Below are 23,173 nucleotides of genomic sequence, written 5' to 3'. Positions count from 1 at the left end.
AATTTTGTGTCGTTTTCTTTTGTCTTGTTAATTAAAGTTTAACAAATTTGTGAGGCTAAAAAATTAATTATATATGAAGAAAACTACTGCTGGTGTTCTCTTACTTGTATTGTCTTCATCCCTAGCTGTGTCATATGCACAAAAAGGGAAAAGTGATACAGTAAGAACACAAAACATTGAAGGAGTTGTTGTTACCGCTCTTGGAATTAAAAGAGAGAAAAAATCCTTAGGATATTCAACACAGGAAGTGAAGGGAGACCAGATTTCCGCAGTACCTGTAGCTAATGTCTCAGATGCATTAGCAGGACAAGTTGCAGGTTTAAACATTACTCAGTCTGGCACAATGGGAGGATCCACCAATATGGTTATACGAGGCATTAAATCATTAACCTCAAGTAATCAGGCATTAATTGTAATTGATGGAACACCAATTAACAATGAAACATTTAATCAAAGTGGGATTGGCTCCGGAGGTGGAGGGTACGATTATTCCAATGGATTAGCAGATCTTAATGCTAATGATATTGAAAGTGTCAATGTATTGAAAGGTGCGGCGGCAAGTGCTTTGTACGGATCAAGGGGGATGAATGGTGTGGTCATGATTACGACAAAAAAGGGAAGAAAGAGCAGAAAAATTGGAATAGAATTTAACAGCTCAACAACTTTAGGATTTGTGGATAAGTCTACACTTCCAAAGTATCAACATGAATATGGTGGTGGCTATACAGGGAATTCTTTTTATAGTGGTGACATTAAAGGGAATGGTGTTGTGGAGAATAATATTGTTTACACCTATGATGATGCTTCTTTCGGAACCCGTTTTGACCCTAATCTTTATGTTTATAATTGGGATTCCCAATATCCTCAATTACCGGGATATCTTAAGACTACTCCCTGGGTAGCAGGCAAAGATCCTAATTCGATCTGGAATACTGCAGCAACATATCAAAATTCCATTGCCTTTTCTGCAGGAAATGAAAAAGGAAAATATAGATTGGGGTATACCAATTTTCTACAAGAGGGAGCTTTGGATAATAGCGAAATAAGAAAAAATACAATTGACTTTTCCGCGGACTATAATTTTACAGAGAAGCTTAATATTTTTGGTAATATAAATTATATAAATACTAACGGAAGGGGAAGAGTATATACAGGATATGAATCCAGAAATCCTATGCAGGGATTCAGGCAATGGTGGAATATGTCTGTAGACATGGATAAGCAGAGGGAAGCCTATAACCTAACGGGTCAAAATATAACCTGGAATATTAAGGATTACACAAAGCAAGAAGTAGGATATACGGATAATTATTTCTTTAACAGAAACCAGAATTATCAGTCAGATACAAGAAATAGATATTTCGGAAACTTTGGATTTAACTATAAGATTACTGATTGGATAAGTTTTATGGGAAGATATGCATTTGATACTTTCGACGAGCTTAGGCAGGAAAGAGTAGCAACCGGTTCATCTAATCAAGGGCGTCGCAGTAACGGAGGTAAAGGTGAATATTATTTTATGACCCACAAGGTTTATGAAATGAATTATGATGCTATTTTAAACATTAATAAAAATTTGGGAGCAGATTTTAGCCTGAATGGAAATGTAGGTTTTAATCTTAGAAGAAACGGAAGGTATGGTAATTCAGGACTAACCAATGGAGGCCTAAAGGTACCTGGGTTATATTCTATCACAAACAGTGCGGAACCCTTGACAGAAGTGAATGTTGGCGATTTCGATGAAAATAAAAGTGTTGACGGAATCTTTGCCCAGGCTAGTTTAGGATATAAAAATATGTTATTCTTAGACGGATCTATTAGAAGAGATAGATCATCAACCTTGCCGATTAGTAACAATACATACTGGTATCCTTCCGGTTCTGTAAGCTTTGTTTTTTCTGAACTTTTAGCTAGTAAAAATAAAATTAGCTTTGGTAAAGTTCGATTAAATTATGCCGTGGTAGGGAATGATACAGGACCTTATAATTTATTAAATACTTATCCTTTTAATCCTGCATTTAACGGGTCTTTCAATGCTAGTGCAAGAGATGTAGCGGCAAATCCAAATCTAAAACCTGAAATGCTGGATGAGATGGAAGCAGGTTTAGAAATGGGTTTCTTTAAAAATAGAATAAGTTTTGATGTTTCGGTTTACCAACAGAAAACCAAGGATCTGATTACCCCAACCAATATTTCAGGAGCATCAGGTTTTACAAGCAGATGGATAAATGCAGGTGATATTGAAAACAGAGGTATTGAAACAAGGTTAACTGTTGTCCCAATAAAAACTACTAAATTTTCCTGGGAAGTTACTGCCAACTGGTCTAAAAACAAATCAAAGGTTACTAAGATTTATGGAGAAACAGATTTCTTACCATTTGCTTCAATGTGGAATGTTACTTCCGGAGCAATGTTGGGAGAATCTACTGGGACTATCAGAGGAACTAATTATGTTTACCTAAATGGGCAACGTGTAGTTGATAGTAATGGTAAATATATGATAAGCACAAATCCACAAGAAAAAATTGGTGATGCAGTGCCGGATTGGAGAGGAAGTATTATCAATACAATCCGATATAAAAATTTAAGTTTAAGCTTTTTAATTGATGTGAAGAAGGGAGGTGATGTGTATTCGCAAGATATGGCATTTGGTCTTGCTACAGGATTGTACAAAGAAACAGCAGGACTTAATGATCTGGGTAATCCTTTAAGAAATACTCTTGCAAATGGAGGTGGAGTTATTTTGCCAGGAGTGAAGGCTGACGGAACACCTAATGATATAAGGGCTGGCTTTACAAACTATAGAAATCCATATGGCTACTATGGTGGACCAGAGGCAATGCATGTTTATGATGGCTCATTTGTAAAGCTTAGAAATGTAACAATTTCCTATAAATTACCTAAAGAAACTTTTGGAAATTCTTTCATTGACAGCATGACACTTTCTTTAATTGGACGGAATCTATGGATTATTCATAAGAATTTACCGTACGCCGATCCCGAAGCCTTAATGAGTTCAGGAAATGCATTAGGTTTTCAAAATGGAGCACATCCATCTATGAGAGAAATTGGTGCAAGTATAAAAGTTGAATTTTAAAGTTAAGAAAATGAAAAAAATAATTATAGGCTCATTCTTAAGCTTATCCCTGTTTTCATGTACTAATGAAGACTACGAAAATTTAAATAAAGATCCGAAAAATCCTGCAGAAGTTCCTGGGAGTTTTCTTTTTACAAATGGGGTGAAAAGCCTTTTTGATCAAATGGGTAATACCAATGTTAATCGAAATGTATTCCGGTTGTTTGCTCAGCAATGGACACAGACTCAGTATGTCGATGAAACCAATTATAGTATAAGAAACAGAAGTATTCCGGATAATCATTGGAACATTCTTTATACTAAAGTTCTTTATAATTTAAAGCAAGCCAAGGAATCTATTAATAAAGATCCTAAACTTACATTGGGACAGAAAAAAAATCAGACTGCCTACATTTCAATCATTGAGGTTTATACGTGGCAGCAATTGGTTGATCTATTTGGAAATGTTCCTTACTCACAAGCATTACAAGGGGTAGAAGGAACTTTGCCTGCTTATGATGATGCTTTTACTATTTATAAAGACCTGTTATTAAAGATAACAAAAGCTTATAGCGATATTGATCCTAAGTCGACTGGTTTTGAAAAAGATTTTGTTTTTGATGGAGACCACACCAAATGGAAAAAATTAGCTGCTTCAATAAGATTCAAACTTGCTATGAGAATAGCAGATGCTGATCCTTCATTATCAAAGACAGAAGCAGAAGCCGCTTTCACACAAGGGCTCATCTCTTCTAATCAGGATAACTTTATTCTAAGGTACGAAAGTAATATTGCTAATGCTAATCCATTGTATGCCGATCTGGTTTTAAGCGGAAGACAGGACTTTGTTCCTGCGGATACCTTCGTAGACTACCTAAATGATTTACAAGACCCAAGAAGGAGTGTATTTTTTGACAATAACAAAACTCCTTATGTTGGAGGTATTTATGGAAGTTTTAATACCTATACAGATTACAGCCATATCGGGAAAGTTTTTTTTAATCCCGACCTAAAAGGAGATTTAATGGATTATTCCGAAATCTCATTTCTACTTGCTGAAGCGAAAGAGAGAGGCTATAATGTCCCTTTACCTGCAGCGGCTTATTATACACAAGCGATTTCTGCAAATATGCAGTACTGGGGCATAGATTCTGTGGATATAGCGGCTTATCTTGCTAAGGCTAATGTAAATTATGCTACAGCATCTGGCACATGGAAGCAAAAAATTGGTAAGCAATTCTGGATTGCGATGTATAATAGAGGATTCGAAGCTTGGACTGTATGGAGAAAATATGATGCTCCTGCTTTAAGATTACCTGCAGCAACAAAAGCACCTGTGCCAAACAGGTTTACTTATCCTGTACGTGAAACTACTCTGAATGGAAGTAATTATAATCAGGCAGCTGCTGCCATTGGAGGAGATCAGTTACAAACAAAGTTATTCTGGGATAAATTTTAACACCTTAATATATTTCACATTCATGTTAGGCCGCCTTCGGGCGGTTTTTTTATTTCCGTATATTTGTACTTCAAAATTTTGAAATGAATCACCTCAGAAGTGTTTCATTTGCTCATGATTTGTTACAGCTAGTATTATAGCGGAAAAATAAAAATAATTACATGAATATTAAAGATATAATAGAGGAAAAACTTTCGGAGGTCATTTTGAATGTATATCAATTGAAAGATATCAACCTTGAAGTTCAGGAAAATAAAACTGAATATGAGGGAGATTTTACAATTGTCACTTTTCCATTGGTAAAGCAGTTGAAAAAAAATCCTGAAAGTATCGGAGTAGAATTAGGAGAATCACTTACTGCACAGACCGACTTGTTTGAAAGCTTTAACGTTATTAAAGGATTTTTGAACGTAAAGGTTAAAAACCAACTCTTTGTAGATCAGTTCAAATCAATAAGTGAAGACTTTTCAAATATTGATAAGAAAAATGCTACAGTTATGGTAGAATATTCTTCGCCAAACACCAATAAACCTCTTCACCTGGGGCATATCAGAAATAATTTGTTAGGGTTTTCTGTGGCCCAGATTTTAAAGGAGGCCGGATATGATGTGATCAAGTCGCAGATCATTAATGACAGGGGAATTCATATTTGTAAATCAATGCTGGCTTGGGAAAAATTTGGAAATGGAGAAACTCCTGAGACCACTCATACCAAGGGAGATAAGTTCGTTGGAAACTATTATGTAGAATTTGATAAAAACTATAAAAAAGAAATCTCTGATCTTGTAGAACAGGGAATAGGGGAGGATCAGGCTAAAAAAGAAGCTCCTTTGATGAAAGAAGCTCAAAAAATGTTGCAGGATTGGGAAAATGGTGATAAGAAGGTAAGAAGTTTATGGGCAGAAATGAACAGCTGGGTTTATAAAGGTTTTAATGAAACCTATAAAAGATTGGGAGTTGATTTTGACCAGGTTCAATACGAAAGCAATACTTATATTTTAGGTAAAGATCTTATTCAGGAAGGACTTGATAAAGGGATTTTGTATCAGAAAGAAGACGGATCGGTTTGGTGTGACCTGACGGATGAGGGATTGGATCAAAAGCTTTTATTGCGTTCGGATGGAACATCAGTTTATATGACTCAGGATTTGGGGACCGCAGTAGAACGATTCAAGCAGAATGATATTCAGAAACTAATTTATACTGTAGGGAATGAGCAGGATTATCATTTCCAGGTGTTGTTCAAGATATTGAAAAAACTGGGTTATGCGTGGGCCGATCAGCTGTTCCATTTATCATATGGAATGGTGGAACTTCCGGAAGGAAAAATGAAATCCCGTGAAGGAACTGTAGTAGATGCTGATGATCTGATGCAGGAAATGTACGAAACAGCTAAATCAAAGGCTCAGGAATTAGGAAAACTTGAAACGCTTTCGGATCAAGAAAGAGAATCTTCTTATGAAACTGTTGGGTTAGGTGCATTGAAGTATTTTATGCTTAAAGTAGATCCAAAGAAAAAAATGCTATTTAATCCGGCGGATAGTGTTGATTTCAATGGAAACACGGGACCATTCATTCAGTATACATATGCCCGTATTCAGTCCTTATTGTCAAAAGCTAACTATGAATATAAAGAAGCTTCTGCAGTAGAGCTGAATGAATTTGAAAAAGAGCTAATCATGTTACTGGCGAATTATAAAACTATTGTAGAAAGAGCTGCCGAGGCATTAAGTCCTGCTCTTGTCGCTAATTATGTTTACGATTTGGTAAAATCTTATAATTCATTTTATCAGAATCAAAGTACACCGATTGTAAAACTTGAAGAAGGAGATTTAAAACAAACCCGTTTAAATTTATCTGATCTGACGGCAAAAACTATAAAAAAATCTTTAGGGTTACTGGGAATAGGAACCGTAAACAGAATGTAAAATATAAGCCTTCTGGATTCGGGAGGCTTTTTTATTAAGTTTGTTGGTTTTGTTTTGATACATCTCTGTGACTGTCTTCATATAATTTTGCATCACTCCATTTGGCATGTTTGGAAGGAACAATTTTATAGCCTTTTTTGTAAGAGTATACTTTAGTGAATTCAGCTCCGAAAAATATCAACATACAGGAATAATTAATCCACATCATAATAAGGATCACGGTTCCTGCCGTTCCAAAGGTTGAGGTTGGTTTGAAATTACTGAAGTACAGGCTTAATAAAAATTTACCCAATGTAAATAAAATAGTTGTTAAAATTGCACCTTTCCATACAGGTTTCCAGCTGATCTGTACATCCGGGAGAAATTTGAACATCAAAGCAAATAGAAGCATAACGAGCGCAAAGCCAACAGCAAAATTGACCAGTTCAACCAGCATATAGGTCTCGAACCCGAAATAATTGGTGATCCATGTATTAAAAAGGCTAATCGCTGATGAAAGAATCATCGTGATCATTAATAAAAATCCGAGAATAAGAATCATTCCAAGTGAGTTCGCTCTATCAAGAAGAAATTTGATCAATGCTTTTTTGGGTGCTGATTGAACATCCCAAAGAGTGTTTAACGAATGTTGCAGCTGAAAAAATAAAGTAGTAGAACCAAAAACCAAAGAACCGATCCCTACTGCTTTCATGAAAATATTCTGCTTATCGATCAATGCTCCGGCAATCATATTTTCTACACTTTTAGCAACATCTTCCCCCATTAATCCGCTGATTTGAGTACTGATCTGCCCGCGGATGGCTTCTTCACCAAAAAAGTTTCCGGCTATCCAGATAATAATAATTAATAGTCCCGGGATTGAAAAAATAGCGTAATAAGCTAAGCTTGCCGAATCCCTTGATGCGGTTGAACTATTCCATTCACTAAACGTTTCTTTTAAAACTTCCCAGAAAAATTTTATATTATTGATCATATTAAAATGGATATCCGATTGCTATATTTAATACAAGATTATCTTTTCTCCAGCTGCTGTCCCCGAAATTAATTCTGTTAAAAGTCCATCGGTCCCCTTTTTCATAATAAGGAACACGTATCGGCATTGCTAAATCGAGCCTTAAAATTAAAATAGAGAAATCAAGTCTTAGACCAACTCCTGCACCTACAGCTATTTCGCTTAAAAAATCTTTGGAGAATTTTCCTCCTGGTCTATAAGGGTCACTATTAATTAACCAGACATTTCCAGCATCCACAAAAGCAGCAACATTTAAAAATTTATATAAATTTGCTCTATATTCTGCATTTACTTCTAGTTTAATATCTCCTGATTGATCAAATGAAAATCCTTGTGATAGGGACCTTGGATCAAAACTTCCCGGCCCTAATGTTCTTGCTCTAAATGCTCTGATACTGTTACTTCCTCCCACAAAAAACTGTCTGGAAAAAGGGATGAATTCTGAGTTCCCATAAGGATATGCAACTCCGGCAATTATTCTTGATGCGAAATTAGTTTTTTCTGAAAATTTATGGTAAAATCTAAAATCATTTTCAATTTTTGCATATTGACTGAATGGAACTCCAAAAATTTCTTTTTGTTTATCTTTTTTTGCATTAGCTCCTGTCAGCAAGCCTGTAATATTTCCTGCCAAGTCCAGTGTACCTTTATAATAGATAGTATTGGTTTGGGGTAACATGGTATTGGTATAAGTATAGGAGTATGTAGGCCCGAAAATGAGTTGCTTTTCTACAATTCTTTGTTGTGCTGGTGTGGTTGCAATAGAGTTATACAATGGAGTTACATTGGCAGGGGAAACCAACGTAATATCAATCACTTTCAGATCATGTTCTTTGCGAGCATTTTCCTTCCATACATAGCCGAAAGATGCTGTAAAGTTGTTCAATGTGTAATATTGCGTACGGTTCTGGAATTCATATCCTAAACTGATATTTGTTCTTGGAACAAAAGCACTCGAAGAATTAAAGCGGAAAGGAGCAACAATCCTAGGAATTGACAACTGTACATTAGCTCCCGCACGATACATATTCTTAGCTTCAGATTGTTGTCCTCCCATCTGTACATCAAATGCTCCGTATACAGATGCTTTGAATTGTTCAGCACCTTTGAAAAAATTTCTGTGGGTCCAGTTTAAGTTGAGCTCACTACCCGCGTAGCTTGCTGAATTGGTTCTCCCTAAAGCCTCAAGGCGTAAAGATTGTACTTCCCGAGGTGTTAACAGGTAATATGCATCAAATTTGTGTTGCAAAGAATCTGAAACGATAAACTCATTTTTCACAAACTTAAAAACCCCTAAACTAATCAGCCTGTTTAATGAAAGGTTATGATTTGTCCGGTTATAAAGATCTCCTTTTTTAAAATATAATGCTCTGTCAAAGATCTTAGGTTTGAATTTATGCTGCGGATCTATAACGTAGATATCATCATAAACATATTTTGATAGTGAATCCGGATTCATAGGGACACTGTATTTTCCCTGCTTTACATCCTGAAGATTATAATTGGGGAATACAATAACCTTATCGATACCGAACTGTTGTGTTGCAAGTTCAGGTGTATCATCTTTTAGTTTTACATTAAGCTCAACCTTATGATTTTTGGCTACTGTACTGTCTGCCTGAACAATAATATTGTCAGGATGAAAATAATAAAATCCTTTTTCTTTCAACCCGTTATCAATCCTGTCACGTTCCGACTTAATAACACCAAGGTCGAATGGATTTCCATTTTTCAGTAAGCTTTTATCTTTTAAATTTTGAATTTCGCGATTAACCAGAGTAGAATCTTTTTGAAATTTTACGTTGCTGATCAGATATTGGGCTCCTGGTCTTAATGTATAAATGACTTTTGCTTTTTTGTTTTTGGAAATCGTATCATAAGTGGCTTTAGCATTAAAATATCCTTTATTCTCGGAGTAATTAACAATAATGTCTTTATTGAATTCACGGTCAACGTCTCCTAATAAGACGGGTTTCTCACCCACCTTATATTTAAGCCAGTAATTGAATCCTTTTTCTTTTTTAGGTTCTTTGGCAATATTATAAAAATATAACCTTGGTCGTAGGCCCAGAATGGTTGAATTAGGTTTGGGAACCAGGTTTTCTTCCAAAGCGGCCTGAAGTTCTTTTTTCTCTTTTTTGGAGATGGTATCATTTTCAATCTTTACTTCACCACCGGTGTATAGCATTTGTCCTTCTTTCAGAAACTTTGTATTGCTACACGAAAGTGAAATGGCAGCGAATCCCGATGCACATAAAGATGTAAGATATATTTTGAATGTATTTCCCATTTATTTAAACTCTACCACTTGGTTATTTTTATTTTCTTTTTTTGGTTTGTCCTGTTTTGATTTCCTGAAAATATCCCGGAATCGGTCATAATCCAATGTAATAATGAAACCGACACCTGTTTCAATAATTTGTCCTTGCAGGGCTACCTGATATTCATCTTTACGATAAGCCCTCAGCATATATCTGCCATCTTTGGAAAGACTGTAATCCACAGTAACATTTCCTGCGATATTGGTTGTGTTCTCATTTTGTCTGGCATCACCTTCCAGGCCGAAATTGCTTCCCACCGTTACTTTAAGACGATCGTTTAGTAGCTTTTTACTAATATCTACGTTGAGGTCGGTTCTTGTATTTTTCTGCCCGGTAGAATAATCTTCGGAAGATTCCAGCCCAAAATTCAGATCAACTCCTTTAATAAGTCCTGAAGCCAGGTTATTCAGTTGCTGCGAAAGGATTTTACTTACACTTTGTCTTGCCATTGCTTCCGCAGACATTCCTGCGCTGCTTTGGAATGGATTCTCTCCAATAAAACGGTTCAATAATAACAAAGCGAAGACCTGTTTATTCATTTCCGATTCCTGGGTTCTGAGCTGGGTAAGTTTCTGATCAACTGCATCAGTTACAGTAGATGAAACAGCATTATTTTTCTTATCTGTAGTGATGTCAAATGTAATCTGTGGTTTCAGTAATTCACCTTTCATTTTTAACAACGTATTGAAAGGAATTCTTTGTTTGAATTGATTCAATGTAGCAGCATCACCCGTGAATTGTTGCTCAACTAGGTCAATTGGAGCCGTTTCGGTTTTATAAATGGCCGTAATATCCATAATGGCTGCAGTAGGCTCTCCTGTCCAGGTAATGGTACTCCCTTTCTGAATATCAAATTTTCTCTTAAGTACACTTACAGAAAGCTCATAAGATCCTTTTTCCACCTGATAAACACCCACAAGGGTAGTTTTTCCGGATGGATCAATGCCTCCGGTCAGTTCCGCCTCTCCCTGCAGTTTTACAAAATCACCATTGGCCTTATCAATAACAATTGACATTTTTGCTTCTTTACTTACTTCGATATTGACACTTACATCCATGCCTTTAATGCGGCTCTGAGCTTTCAAAGAGTCAGCTTTGATTGTTTTGTTTAAAACCACCTGATCCTGATCTACAAACTCCACGATTCCATCTCTTTCCTGCAATGACGGGCTGGATTGAGGAAGGACAAATGTAAAATCCGTATTATCCGCCACGGCTAATCTTCCATCTACTTTCGGAAGATCCAGATTACCACGGATATGCAGTCCTGCGTCGATAGCAAGAATCCCGTACATCATGGCATCATTGGATTTTTCAGAACTTACAACCTTAAAATCTTTAGCGTTTACATCAAGATTGAAGGCGAAGTCTCTATAGGTTTGTGTAAGGACCTGCCCGTCTACGACAAGTGCATTTCCATCCTTATCATTCACTTTAAATTGATTAAACTCAATTCCACGGCTGGTAAAATCGATCTCATCATTCAGTTTTCTGAAATCACTTCCCGTCTTTGCTATCTCAAGCCCAACATTATTAAATTTTACCTTACCGAGAATGTTAGGCTTATCCGTACTTCCTGTAATCTTAAGATTTCCGGAAAGGTATCCTTCCGTATTGGTAATGGCATTCATTGAGAAGCCTTGGGCACTTTTCATCTGAAGCTTATTGATAGCCATGTCTAAATCAAATGTGCTTGATGATGTATTATAATCTCCAATGATCTTTACATCATTATCATTGCCTGATAATGCGATATTGGCATTTAAAAGCTTAGGTGAAGTACTGTTAACCTTTACAGCAAGGTTCCCGATTGGATTTCCAAATACATAAAGATCAGAAACGTTGAGGTCTGAGGTAAATGTCATGTCCTTTGTAAGATCCCTTAACTGAGCTGTACCGTTGATCGTTCCCTTCGCCAGTAGAGAATCCTTTTTAACGATCTCTGTGATTGTTTCTATCTTGAAATCCTTTAATGAAATATTTAAAGGGCTGTTAGGAGATGTGCTTTCGGACTGAAGGGAAATTTCGCTTCCCGTGTTGGAAAGTCTGAAGTTATCTGCTACAATTCCTTTGCTGCTGATCTGTATTTTATTTCCTTCCGCAACGGTCCAGTCATTATAATTTAATTTGAGGCCGTTTGGATTTAACGAGATTTCTGTAATGTCATTCAGTGATTTGGCATTTCCGGCTATCAGGAATTGCGTCACATCTTTCTGATCTTTGGTCGTGATGTTATAATTAATAGTGTTGTCAGAAATATCTCCGCCAATATTTATTTTATTTAAAGCAAAACTTGAGCTTTTCAATCCGGCAACATTCAAATTATATTGCAGGGCTTCGTTTTCATTCGTTACTTTAAGTGAAGCATTTTCAATGGAGTTTTCACCATATAGTAATTGAGGAATTTGTCCGTCGATTTCAATTTTATGGGAGTCAGCATTATAATTTCCAGCTAAATTGATTGTTTCAAAACTTTTAAGATCCGGAACAAACTTTCTGATCAGATCATCATTTTTAATTTTTGCATTAAAGGTAAAATATTGCCCTGCATCGATCTTTTGAGATTTATCAGGTTTCTGAAACTGGTAATACTGGTTAATGGTCTGAGCCAAAGATCCGAAGATCTGCGTTAACCTGTATTTTCCTTTGAGCTCGACATCAGCAATCTGAGAATTGAGGACAATGCTTGTTGAATCATTTGCCGAACTTGCTTTCAGCGTTACTTCCTGAACAGGATAAACTTCTTTGGTATCCGAGAACGCGAAATTTTGGAGATTCAGATAACCATTAAGATGATCCGGATCCAGATTCGTAAAGTCACCCTCTATTTTTCCACCGATAATCATTTGTTTATCGTAGAAGCCTAGTTTATTGAGATCTACTTTGATAATATTTCCATTAACCTTTACCGTAGGATTTTTTTCATTATATATTCCCGAGGCTGTTAATTTCAGGTTGGCATTAGGATCATTAGAATCCAATAGGATATTATAAGCTCCATTATCAATTTTTCCGGTCAGGTTCATATCTCGGTACTGGTATCCTTTGTAGGTTGCTGAAGCAACATGTCCTTTAAGATCTGCTTTTGCTTTTTTGAAGTCAAAACTTTCTCCTTTTGCAGAGATTTGTGCTGTAACCGAGCCAATGTCCTTATTCTGTATAATTTTTCCCACCTGTATTCCCTGCAAATTAGCCTTTACATCATAGAGTTCCTGATTTTTTCTGCGCATATCCACCTTGGCAATAACTGCAGCATTTCCGAGAGTGGAATACAGGTTGAGGTTGGTATCAACCATCTTCGTGGTTCCTTTCGCTGCCCCTTTGATGCTGAAATTTGATGGAAGGGAAATATTCGATGGAATAGTATTTTTAGGTACCAGGTTAAAGATTGTTTTTGCAGAAGATGACAGTTCGCCAATTTTCAGATCATAATATAACTGATCGGGATTCATGGCGTTTTTAATTCTTCCTGATGCCGAAACCCTTAGTTGATCAAGCCCTGATAATTTAAAATTCTGGATCAGCAGATCATTTACATTTCCTTTTACATTTGCATTAACTGCAAGTATTGCATTAGGATATTTATTAAACGGAACCGTTGTCCTTAAAGTTGGAACCAGATTTAAAATATCGGCAAATCCTACTTTGGAATCTTTAATGTTAGCTGATATTTTTACTGCGCCTAGGTTTGAACTGAGTTGTTCGATTGAATTATACTCCAAAACAACCTCATCCCTTAGAATTGTTTTTGAGGTCTGCAAATAAAGGTCTTTCAGATAGGCCTGTCTTTCACCATATACAAAATCTGTATTGAATTTCTGTATATCCAGCCCACGACTTTCCTTAATTTCCGCAGAGCTTACAGTTCCTGCAAACGTATTGTTTTCCATCTTGAAACTACGGACCTCCACATTCATTTTTGAAAAATTAAGATGGTTAAAATCCATTCCCTGCTTTGTAGGAGTAATCGCGGTATTATTGTATGCTACTTTCACATCGTTCAAAACCATCTTCCCCAAAAGTATTTTCATTGCTTTTTCAGCATTCGCAGAAGGCTTAGGCTCTTCTTTTGAGTTTTTGGGATTGGCGTTTTGAGCCGGCAGATAAAGATTGGCATTAATATCTGCTCCGGAAAGAAACAGATTGGCTACGTTGTAAGAGTTGTTATCAAGATCCAGCTTATTGACCTTAGTACTTAATTCTTTAAATACAATTTTTGCAAAGGTTTTGGTATTGTCATCCCCATAATCTATATCAAAATTTGTCAGCTTAATTCCTCTTAATCCAATACTCATTGATTTTTTCTGGTTAAGAGAATCTACTTTCTTTTCAACTTTTTTTGAAACCTCTTCTACAATATCCTGCTTTAATTTGAGCTTCAGTCCATCGAGGTTGATATCATTAACGGCGTAGCTATTTTTATTTAAATCAAAAGTTTTTACCCTGGTGTCAAAAGATTTAAAATATAATTTAATATCGTTTCGGGATTGCTGGTCATTAAAAGTAACCCCGATATCTTTTAATTTGATTTTATCCAATGAAATAATAAACGGTTTCGAAGGACTTTCTTCTTTATCAGAAGTGGCAAAGGCATCGATAATATAATCAAAATTGAATTTTCCGTCTTTTTTTCTTACCACGTTGGCCTGTACCCCTTCAAGATCAACAGAAGTAATATCTGCTGTAGAATTAATAAGTTTAAGCATGTTCAGGCCTACATCGAGTTTCTTTACAGCAAGAAGTGTATCAATATTCTGCCCCTTTAAATAAAGATTTTCCATAACCAGGCTGTTAGGGAAACCTATATAGACCCTTTCAAGGCTTACTTTTGTTTTGATTTTTTTCTCAAGATAAACAATAAGTTTGTCTTTGATGAAGTTTTGAACTGCCGGAAGTCTCAAGCTTAAAATAAGTAAGGTAAGAAATACCAATATCGATATAATGGTAATGGCAGTGCGTCTTAGGAGTTTTCTTTTATTGATTTTCAGTTTCAAATGTGATAGGGTTTAGAACAAAGATAATTAATACTATTTAAAAAATTACCTGGTGTGGTACCCTCTGGAGAATGCAAAAATCCTGCCTTGGCTGCCATTTATGGAATTTTAGTTGTGTCGAAGTGAAGTGAATAATTGAGACAACAGCCAAAGCAAGGATTGATTTTTTTCTTTAAAAAAGCCCCCTTTTGTTTATTTTCAAGTATGAAAAAGGTATCGAAAATAATATAATGTTAGTTAGTTTTCAAAAGGGGGCGAGACATAGTTGAAAAGTTTAGTTTATATTTTTACTGATTATTATTCTCCCATTTTACTTCTTCACCTTGGGATGCAGCGCCACCCTGAGTAACAGTAATGGGTGTGGTTTCCTGATTGATGTGATAAACATAAGCGGCAATTTTTTCAGCATCCCTTCCGGTAATTGTCCCTTCTTTAATAAATGGCCTCATAGCTGGATTGTTCGGTGAACCATTCTCAAGCATCCAGAAAACATTTTTAAACAGGCTTTTTTCTTTAATATTGATCCAGTATGTATCCGTTAAATTGGGACCAATACCTCCTCTGCCACCATCACCATGGCAGGTTACACAATTGGTTTTAAAAAGTTGCTCACCTTCTGCGATGTTATCAGCGCTGTATTTTGCTGTTTCCAGATTAATGGTGGGAGCATTTTTTTCGTATTCTTCAATGGAAGCCAGCATTACTTTAGTCTCTTTATCATATTCTGCATCCGGATGTGCATAATCAGTAAAGGCGAAAGCCAGCATATAAACAGCACAGAAAATAATTCCGAAATAAAATAGTCCGATCCACCATTTGGGTAATGAATTATCCAGTTCCGTAATTCCGTCGAAACCATGATCGATGAGAATGTCTTTTTCCTCAGTTTGTGATTGCTTTTTAAAAGCAGAATTCCAGAGTTTCTGAAAATAAGGAGTACTTTTATCCCTAAGGTATTCTTGTTTTTCATACGAACTCAATCTGCTGAATTTTTCATTTTCCACCAGATCTCCAATCGAGTTCATGATCAAAAGGAGAATGGTGGCAATCAGTAATAATGCCCAGAAGAATGGGGAACTGAAATAACCGGAATCGTGAGCAAACATTTCGAATGCCATAACTGTTAATCCTACGGTTACAATGATGTATATAGAAATGGGTGTCCGTGTTTTCATTTTTACATGTATTTAATAATTAATCCGCACTTGCTGTTTTAATGTCCGTGGTTTTAATATCAGTACCTAATCTCTGGAGATAGGCTATCATTGCTATAATTTCTCTCTGTTCAAGAGGAATAAAGGTAGAGCCTTTTGCTGCTTTATCTTTCTGAACCTGGTCTCTTACGTCTGTTGCCTCCGAATAAATTCTTTTTACAATAGCCTGGGACTGATGATCTGCCCACTGGTTTGCCGAATCTATTTCCGCTTTTGTGTAAGGGATGTCAAAAGTATTTTTCATCAGTTCCATCTTGCTGATCATTTCAGAGCGGTCAAGTTTGTTGGTGATCAGCCATGGGAAACGAGGCATAATGGATCCTGCAGATGTAATTCTTGGATTGTACATATGTTTGAAATGCCATGAGTCAGGATTTCGGCTTCCCTCCCGGTGAAGATCAGGTCCTGTTCTTTTTGACCCCCATAAAAACGGTCTGTCATACACGAACTCACCTGCTTTAGAGTATTGTCCGTTTTTACCGTCAAATCTCATTACCTCATCACGGAAAGGCCTGATCATTTGGGAATGACATGAATTACATCCCTCACGGATATAGAGATCCCTACCTTCCAGCTCCAATGGAGAATAAGGTTTTACTGCCGTAATCTGTGGCAAATTGCTCTTAATGGTAAGGGTTGGTACAATTTCTACCAATCCGCCAACTGAAATTACAATGAAGGCCAATATAGAAAGTAGTTTTGGTGTTCTTTCAAGCCAAAGGTGGGCGCCTTCGCCTTCTTTTCTCTGGCTTCCGATATTTGCTAAAGCAGGAGCTTCTGCAGGAACTTCTCTTTGGAATGATCCGGCCTTAATGGTCTTAATAACATTCACAACCATTAATATGGCGCCGGAAAGGTAAAGGATACCTCCAATAAATCTCATTTTGAAATAAGGAATGATTGCAGTTACCGTATCCAGCCAGTTCTTCCACAATAGGGTTCCGTCCGGGTTGAATTGTTTCCACATCAAACCTTGAGTAAATCCTGAAATATACATTGGTACTGCATAGAAAATAATTCCTAAAGTCCCCAGCCAGAAGTGCCAGTTAGCCAGTTTTTTAGACCAGAGTTCCGTTCTCCACATAATTGGAATCAGATAATAAATAACTCCAAATGCCATAAAACCATTCCATCCCAATGCACCTAAATGTACGTGCCCGATTACCCAGTCCGTGTAATGTCCGATTTTATTTAAAGATTTTGTGGCTAAAAGCGGTCCTTCAAATGTTGCCATTCCGTAACAGGTCACAGCGACTACAAAGAACTTAAGGATAGGATTTTCTCTTACTTTATCCCATGCTCCTCTTAAAGTAAGAAGACCGTTAAGCATTCCTCCCCATGACGGAGCGATAAGCATGATAGAGAACCCTGTTCCTACTGCCTGTGCCCATGCAGGAAGTGCCGTATACTGAAGGTGGTGAGGACCTGCCCACAGGTAGACAAATATCAGAGACCAGAAATGGATAATAGACAGTTTATATGAGAATACAGGACGGTTAGCAGCCTTAGGCATGAAATAATACATCAGTCCTAAAACCGGAGTTGTTAATACGAATGCTACTGCATTGTGACCATACCACCACTGGACAAGGGCATCTTTTACTCCTGAATATACAGAATAAGATTTCCAGCTTGTGAAAGATAACGGAACTTCTAAGTTATTAAAAATATGAAGCATGGCAACAGCAATCCATGTAGCAATATAAAACCAGATGGCTACATAAAGGTGTCTTACCCGTCTTTTGGCAATGGTTCCAAACATATTGATCCCAAAAATGATCCATGAGAAAGCAATTAATATATCGATTGGCCATTCGTGTTCCGCATATTCTTTTGAAGTATTGATTCCCATCAGGAATGTAATAACCACACTGATGATCATAATCTGCCATGACCAGAAATGGATCCACGAAAGTGTATCGCTATACATTCTGGTTTTCAGTAAACGCTGCATACTGTAATAGGCACCACAGAAAAATGAATTACATACAAAGGCAAAAATTACGGCACTCGTATGCAGCATCCGTATTCTTCCGAATCCCATTGCTCCCTGTGTATTGATCAGCCCCTGGATATTGCCGCTTCGTAAACTCTGAATCGTTGTGTCATCGGTTCCGAATAAAAATTCAGGTAGCTCAGGGTAGAAAAGCATTAGTGCTGCCGTAAGTCCCAGTAAAAAACCGACCAGACCAAATGCGATAGTAGCATAGAGAAATGCTCTGACAATGGTATTGTCATAATTAAATTTTTGCGTCTCCATAATTCCAATAGTTGTAGAGAAAAATATTTATCATTAATAAGTGATCAGCTTTTAATTGTGAAGCTAAATTCCATTAAGAAATAAATATCATGTAACGTGTATAATGTTTTGCCAAAGGTATTTATTAACTTTGTTAGAGGCTAGTAGATATCCTTCTAAACTATACCAAAAACTACTAAAACAAATACAATGAAAGTATGCGGTCAGAACATCAGGAAAATCAGACGAACTAAAGATTTGACACAGGAGTATATGGCTTTTGAAATGGGGATTTCACAAAAGGCTTATTCGGATATTGAGAATTCTAAAGTGAAGATCAATCTGGATATCTTAAATAAAATCTCGCAGATTCTGGAAATTAAGCCTTCGGATATCTGCAGCATTTCACATAAATGCGGAATGGATGATTATGAAGACAAATACCAGTCTCTTTTGGAATATATGAAAAAGAATAATATTTCGGTTCCGGAAGAATATCTGTAAGAAAACAGAGTATTTTACTTTTTAATTCTTTAAAACTGAATGATTTGAATGTTCATGCTGCTTTATAGAAGCAAATTTCTTAAAGTTTTATATATTTAGGGCTTAATTCATTGTATGAACAACGAACAAAAAACCGGACCTAATGATGGGAATCTGGTTAGGGGATTAACCAACAGACATATTCAATTAATTGCTCTCGGTGGAGCTATAGGTACCGGTCTCTTTCTCGGTATTGGTCCTGCAGCTGTTTTAGCCGGCCCTTCCGTTATCTTAGGGTATGCATTAGCAGGGATCATTGCATTTTTTATTATGCGCCAACTTGGTGAAATGGTAGTTCAGGAACCTGTGTCCGGAAGCTTTAGTCATTTTGCATACAAATATTGGGGAAATTTTCCGGGGTTTGCTTCAGGCTGGAACTATTGGATTCTCTATATTCTGGTGAGTATGGCAGAACTTACAGCCATCGGACATTATATCCATTTTTGGTGGCCTGAAATTCCGCTCTGGGTTTCCAGTTTGTTCTTTTTTATCGTCATTAATGCGTTAAACCTTGCCTCTGTAAAAGTGTACGGAGAAACTGAATTCTGGTTTTCTATTATAAAGGTAGTTGCAATTATAGGAATGATTGTTTTTGGTATTTACTTATTGATTAGTGGTACCGGAGGGGATAAGGCAAGTATTTCAAATCTGTGGAATGACGGAGGATTTTTTCCAAAAGGTTTTTTTAATAAAACAGAAAATGGATATTCCGGACTTTTTGCGGCAATGGCCATGATCATGTTTTCCTTTGGAGGATTGGAATTAATTGGAATTACTGCTGCAGAAGCTAAAAGTCCGGAAAAAACGATTCCTAAAGCTACCAATCAGGTTATTTACAGAATTTTAATTTTCTATGTGGGGGCATTGGTTATTCTCTTTTCACTAAGTCCATGGAGAGAGATTACAGAAGGAACAAGCCCGTTTGTCATGGTTTTCCAAAATCTGAATGGATTTGCATTTACCATCTTTGGAAAAGTAATACACTTTAATGTTCTCATAGCAAATATTCTTAATCTGATTGTTTTAACCGCAGCTTTATCAGTTTATAACAGCAGTGTTTACAGTAACAGCAGAATGCTTTTTGGATTAGCGCAACAAGGAAATGCACCCAAATTTCTTACAAAATTAAATAAGAATAGCGTGCCTACCAATGCAATCCTTGTTTCCTCATGTTTTGCTGGGATCTGTATTATCATCAATAAGCTGGTTCCGGAAAAAGCATTTGAATATCTGATGGCCTTAGTAGTTTCCACTCTTATCATCAACTGGCTCATGATATGTTATACCCATTTAAAATTCAGAACGGAGAAAAATAAATCAGGAACAAAAACCAAATTTCCTTCTATATTTTATCCTGTATCGAATTACATATGCATCTTTTTCCTGTTGGCTATTTTAGTTTTAATGAGCATTACAGGAATGGAGATTCAGGTTATCCTGATCCCGGTGTGGTTGATTTTCCTCTTCATACTGTTTAAATTGTACAAGCCTAAAAACAGCTAGCTTTTTTACAGAGAATAATATAAAAAAGGATGGATATTTATCTGTCCTTTTTTTGTGAAGATGTTTTTTAGTAAATTCATAGGGTTATTAATTCATATGTGGCTGGCATTTTGTATAAACTGCAAAATCCATGTGAATTATAAAATACATTCATGCATACTCATTTTGGTGAAATACAAAAGATTGTGGACCTCATTGAGGAAAACTTTGACAGAGAAATCACGGCTTATGAAATAGAGAGCATGTCTCATTATTCCTATAGGAATTTCCAAAGGATCTTTTTTAGGATTTTTAATGAAACCATTTCCGGATTTCAAAAACGGCTCCGCCTTGAGAATGCTTATAAAAAACTAATATATACAACCGATACAATTTCTGACATTGCCTGGCAAATTGGTTATTTTAATATTCAATCCTTTTCTAAAGCTTTTAAACAACAATATCATATTTCACCGGCAGTAGCCAGGAAAAATAAACAGGAAATGTTTAGTCAGTTTATTGATAATACCCAAGGAAATCTGCCATATGAAATAAAATATAAAGATCCGGTTTCTATATACTGTAGGTTTATTAAAGCTGAAGATTATAATAATCAGGAAATTAATGATCTGTGGGAAAGTATTGAGAATGAAAATGAAATTTCTGATTCTGCCTATGGGATTATTCGGGATCAGCCCCTTATTACGAGCGTGCCTCACTGCAGATACGGAGCAGGTATAACACATATTTCTTCCGGGACATCGGGATTTCAAAAGAAAGAAATTTTTGGAGGCAAGTATATCAAATTTACCCATTACGGAAGCTTTGATAGTATTCTGGAAACGTACAGGATTTTTTATAGATTTTGGCTGACGGAGTCTTTGTTTATGCTGGATAATTCCGATGTTATAGAAGAATATACACAGTCCCCAACAGGAGAAATTATTACACACATTTATTTTCCGTTGTATTCATGAGGTTGTCCTTTTAGGACAATTTTTTGTTTTTTGACGATATAATTTTGCAGCCATCAATAACAAAGATGATTTATAAGTAAAGACTTTAGAAAACAATAATGATGAAAAAAATAGTATTTCCCGTAGCTTTTCTGTTTTCATATGGAGCAACAGCTCAAATTTCAGTACAAGGTTATGCAGGTATCAAGGAAACAGAAGTTTTAGGGATTTTTGATAAGGATTTTATGACAAAATGGAATTATTTCGCTTCAGGTACAGTTTCCTACGAATATGAGTCAAAGAAATGGAATGCAGAGTTATATCAGAATCTTAATTATTATATAGGAAGAAACTGGGGAATTTCAGGGGGAGTTCATGTATCTGCTGAAGATGTAATGCCTTCGCTTGGATTTGCCTTTATTAAAGAGAAAGGAGATTTTGGAATTAATTTATATCCGGCGCTGACTTATTCTTTCGATGGGAAAAAAATGGGATTCGGGCTTTATACATTAATGGAATATACACCCAGGATTAATGAGCGGTTTAGCCTGTATAGTATGTTGATTATAGATTCTGATTTTAGCTTTAAGGAGCATCAGATGAGTAATCAGGTCATCAGATTGGGAATAGAAACCCAAAAGAAGATGCAGTTCGGAATCGGAAGTACCGTTTCTCAGACCGGAAATAATTTTGAAACCACAATTGACTTTGGAATATTTATAGGAAAGAAATTTTAATAATATGAATAATAAATTTTTTGCATTTTTTTTAACATTAAACTCAGTGTTTTGTATGTCACAAACGTATTATTTCCCGGAAGAGTCATCCCTTCACGAAGGAACATGGCTACAGTGGCCACATCATCACCAGCATGGTAAGGCTTACAGGGAAAGGGTCGAGCAGACATGGATGGATATGACCAAAGCTTTACAGGTTAATGAGAAGGTCCATATTATTGCTTATGATGAGGTAGAGAAGAAAAGGATTTTACATATTTTAGAGGAGAATGCCATACCGATGAAAAATATTGATTTTAAGATCTATCCTACAGATGATGTATGGATCAGGGATAATGGACCTATTTTCGTGAAAGATAATAAAGGACACCTCCTGATCGAAGATTGGGGATTTAATGGTTGGGGAGAAAAATTTGATTTTGAAAATTGTGATGAAATTCCACAACGTATCGGAAAAGACATCGGGGCAAAGGTTATAGATCTGAATGAAGAAATGGTAAATGAGGGAGGTGCAATAGAAACTGATGGAAATGGGGTTTTAATGGCATGTAAAAGTTCCGTGATCAGCCAGAAAAAAGGTTCGGTAAGGACAAAAGGGATAACACAGCAGGAGGCTGAGGAAATGTTTAAAACCTATTATGGAGTATCAAAGGTGATTTGGTTGGATGGCGTTACAGGACTGGATGTTACTGATATGCACATTGATGGATTTATGAAGTTTATAGACAAGGATACCATGATTACGATGGATGAAGAGGATCTTGCAGAAATGGGGCTGTCGGATAAAGATATCAATACATTGTATACTGCCACAAACGTGGAGGGAAAAGAATATAAAAAAGTTTATGTGCCTGCTACAAAAAACAAGGTGAAAACAGCTTATGGTAAACAACTGGATGAAAAGGGCTCGTATGTAAACTATTACGTGGCCAATAAAATTGTTCTCGTTCCAAATTATGGTGACCCCAATGATAAAGTAGCAAACAAAATTATTCAGGATCATTATCCTACTAGAAAAGTGATTGGAATTGATGTTAGAAACCTATATGAAAATGGTGGGATGGTACATTGTGTAACCCAACAACAACCTGCCGGAGAATTGGCTAAATAATGATAATAATATTAAATAAATACCCCTGATCTATTAGATCAGGGGTATTTATTTAAAGTCTCTTTGTGCTTTTCAGACAATATTAAGTGGTAAATTAAACT

General features: G+C 36.3%; 13 protein-coding genes. 8 read left to right on the top strand and 5 right to left on the bottom strand.

Features of this window, described 5'->3' with window-relative positions; genetic code table 11:
* Positions 1-73 precede the first annotated feature (73 nt).
* From PFY10_10045 to argS, 3 genes are all read left to right on the top strand, one after another.
* Positions 74-3,097 carry a SusC/RagA family TonB-linked outer membrane protein gene (locus tag PFY10_10045; GenBank protein WBV58787.1) on the top strand — a complete coding sequence of 1,008 codons (3,024 nt, stop codon included), beginning with the start codon at positions 74-76 and terminating at the stop codon, positions 3,095-3,097.
* 10 nt (positions 3,098-3,107) lie between these two features.
* Positions 3,108-4,535, top strand: a complete 1,428-nt coding sequence (locus PFY10_10040) for a SusD/RagB family nutrient-binding outer membrane lipoprotein (GenBank protein WBV58786.1) — start codon at positions 3,108-3,110, stop codon at positions 4,533-4,535.
* A gap of 161 nt (positions 4,536-4,696) precedes the next feature.
* Positions 4,697-6,463, top strand: a complete 1,767-nt coding sequence (gene argS, locus PFY10_10035; GenBank protein ID WBV58785.1) for an arginine--tRNA ligase — start codon at positions 4,697-4,699, stop codon at positions 6,461-6,463.
* A gap of 34 nt (positions 6,464-6,497) precedes the next feature.
* Here the strand turns inward: argS and PFY10_10030 are convergent, their stop codons facing one another.
* The 5 genes from PFY10_10030 to ccoN form a co-directional block, all read right to left on the bottom strand.
* Positions 6,498-7,436, bottom strand: coding sequence for a YihY/virulence factor BrkB family protein (locus PFY10_10030; GenBank protein WBV58784.1), 939 nt, complete (start codon positions 7,434-7,436; stop codon positions 6,498-6,500).
* 1 nt (position 7,437) lies between these two features.
* A complete protein-coding gene (locus tag PFY10_10025) occupies positions 7,438-9,765 on the bottom strand; it encodes a BamA/TamA family outer membrane protein (GenBank protein WBV58783.1) in 2,328 nt (775 codons plus the stop codon).
* On the bottom strand, positions 9,766-14,790 hold the full coding sequence (locus tag PFY10_10020) for a translocation/assembly module TamB (protein ID WBV58782.1): 5,025 nt from the start codon (positions 14,788-14,790) through the stop codon (positions 9,766-9,768). It abuts the gene before it with no gap.
* Between the two features lie 287 nt (positions 14,791-15,077).
* Positions 15,078-15,965: a c-type cytochrome gene (locus tag PFY10_10015; GenBank protein WBV58781.1), complete on the bottom strand. Its 888-nt coding sequence runs from the start codon at positions 15,963-15,965 to the stop codon at positions 15,078-15,080.
* A 19-nt stretch (positions 15,966-15,984) separates the two neighbouring features.
* A complete protein-coding gene (gene ccoN / locus PFY10_10010) occupies positions 15,985-18,264 on the bottom strand; it encodes a cytochrome-c oxidase, cbb3-type subunit I (GenBank protein ID WBV58780.1) in 2,280 nt (759 codons plus the stop codon).
* A gap of 189 nt (positions 18,265-18,453) precedes the next feature.
* On the opposite strand from ccoN, the gene PFY10_10005 reads away from it, so the two are divergent.
* The 5 genes from PFY10_10005 (at position 18,454) to PFY10_09985 (ending at position 23,072) form a co-directional block, all read left to right on the top strand.
* Positions 18,454-18,747, top strand: a complete 294-nt coding sequence (locus tag PFY10_10005) for a helix-turn-helix transcriptional regulator (GenBank protein WBV58779.1) — start codon at positions 18,454-18,456, stop codon at positions 18,745-18,747.
* A 114-nt stretch (positions 18,748-18,861) separates the two neighbouring features.
* A complete protein-coding gene (locus tag PFY10_10000; GenBank protein WBV58778.1) occupies positions 18,862-20,289 on the top strand; it encodes an amino acid permease in 1,428 nt (475 codons plus the stop codon).
* A 152-nt stretch (positions 20,290-20,441) separates the two neighbouring features.
* Positions 20,442-21,245: an AraC family transcriptional regulator gene (locus tag PFY10_09995; protein WBV58777.1), complete on the top strand. Its 804-nt coding sequence runs from the start codon at positions 20,442-20,444 to the stop codon at positions 21,243-21,245.
* Positions 21,246-21,346: 101 nt separating this feature from the next.
* The gene (locus PFY10_09990) at positions 21,347-21,961 is read left to right on the top strand and encodes a hypothetical protein (GenBank protein WBV58776.1); all 615 of its coding nucleotides are present in this window, start codon (positions 21,347-21,349) and stop codon (positions 21,959-21,961) included.
* Between the two features lie 55 nt (positions 21,962-22,016).
* Positions 22,017-23,072 (top strand): agmatine deiminase family protein, encoded by a 1,056-nt coding sequence (locus PFY10_09985; GenBank protein ID WBV58775.1) that lies wholly within the window; start codon positions 22,017-22,019, stop codon positions 23,070-23,072.
* Positions 23,073-23,173: the final 101 nt, after the last annotated feature.

It is taken from the genome of Chryseobacterium daecheongense (assembly GCA_027920525.1).
GTDB classification, from domain to species: Bacteria; Bacteroidota; Bacteroidia; order Flavobacteriales; family Weeksellaceae; genus Chryseobacterium; species Chryseobacterium proteolyticum.
The sequence above is the reverse complement of the archived record's forward strand: the minus strand, read 5'-3'. Positions and strand labels throughout refer to the sequence as shown.

Bases quoted from the DNA above. Each gene is read 5' to 3' on its own strand.
- ccoN (WBV58780.1), bottom strand. From the start codon at position 18,264: ATGGAGACGCAAAAATTTAATTATGACAATACCATTGTCAGAGCATTT.
- PFY10_09990 (WBV58776.1), top strand. From the start codon at position 21,347: ATGAAAAAAATAGTATTTCCCGTAGCTTTTCTGTTTTCATATGGAGCA.
- PFY10_10040 (WBV58786.1), top strand. From the start codon at position 3,108: ATGAAAAAAATAATTATAGGCTCATTCTTAAGCTTATCCCTGTTTTCA.
- PFY10_09985 (WBV58775.1), top strand. From the start codon at position 22,017: ATGTCACAAACGTATTATTTCCCGGAAGAGTCATCCCTTCACGAAGGA.
- PFY10_10000 (WBV58778.1), top strand. From the start codon at position 18,862: ATGAACAACGAACAAAAAACCGGACCTAATGATGGGAATCTGGTTAGG.
- PFY10_10025 (WBV58783.1), bottom strand. From the start codon at position 9,765: ATGGGAAATACATTCAAAATATATCTTACATCTTTATGTGCATCGGGA.
- argS (WBV58785.1), top strand. From the start codon at position 4,697: ATGAATATTAAAGATATAATAGAGGAAAAACTTTCGGAGGTCATTTTG.
- PFY10_10015 (WBV58781.1), bottom strand. From the start codon at position 15,965: ATGAAAACACGGACACCCATTTCTATATACATCATTGTAACCGTAGGA.
- PFY10_10030 (WBV58784.1), bottom strand. From the start codon at position 7,436: ATGATCAATAATATAAAATTTTTCTGGGAAGTTTTAAAAGAAACGTTT.
- PFY10_10045 (WBV58787.1), top strand. From the start codon at position 74: ATGAAGAAAACTACTGCTGGTGTTCTCTTACTTGTATTGTCTTCATCC.
- PFY10_10005 (WBV58779.1), top strand. From the start codon at position 18,454: ATGAAAGTATGCGGTCAGAACATCAGGAAAATCAGACGAACTAAAGAT.
- PFY10_09995 (WBV58777.1), top strand. From the start codon at position 20,442: ATGCATACTCATTTTGGTGAAATACAAAAGATTGTGGACCTCATTGAG.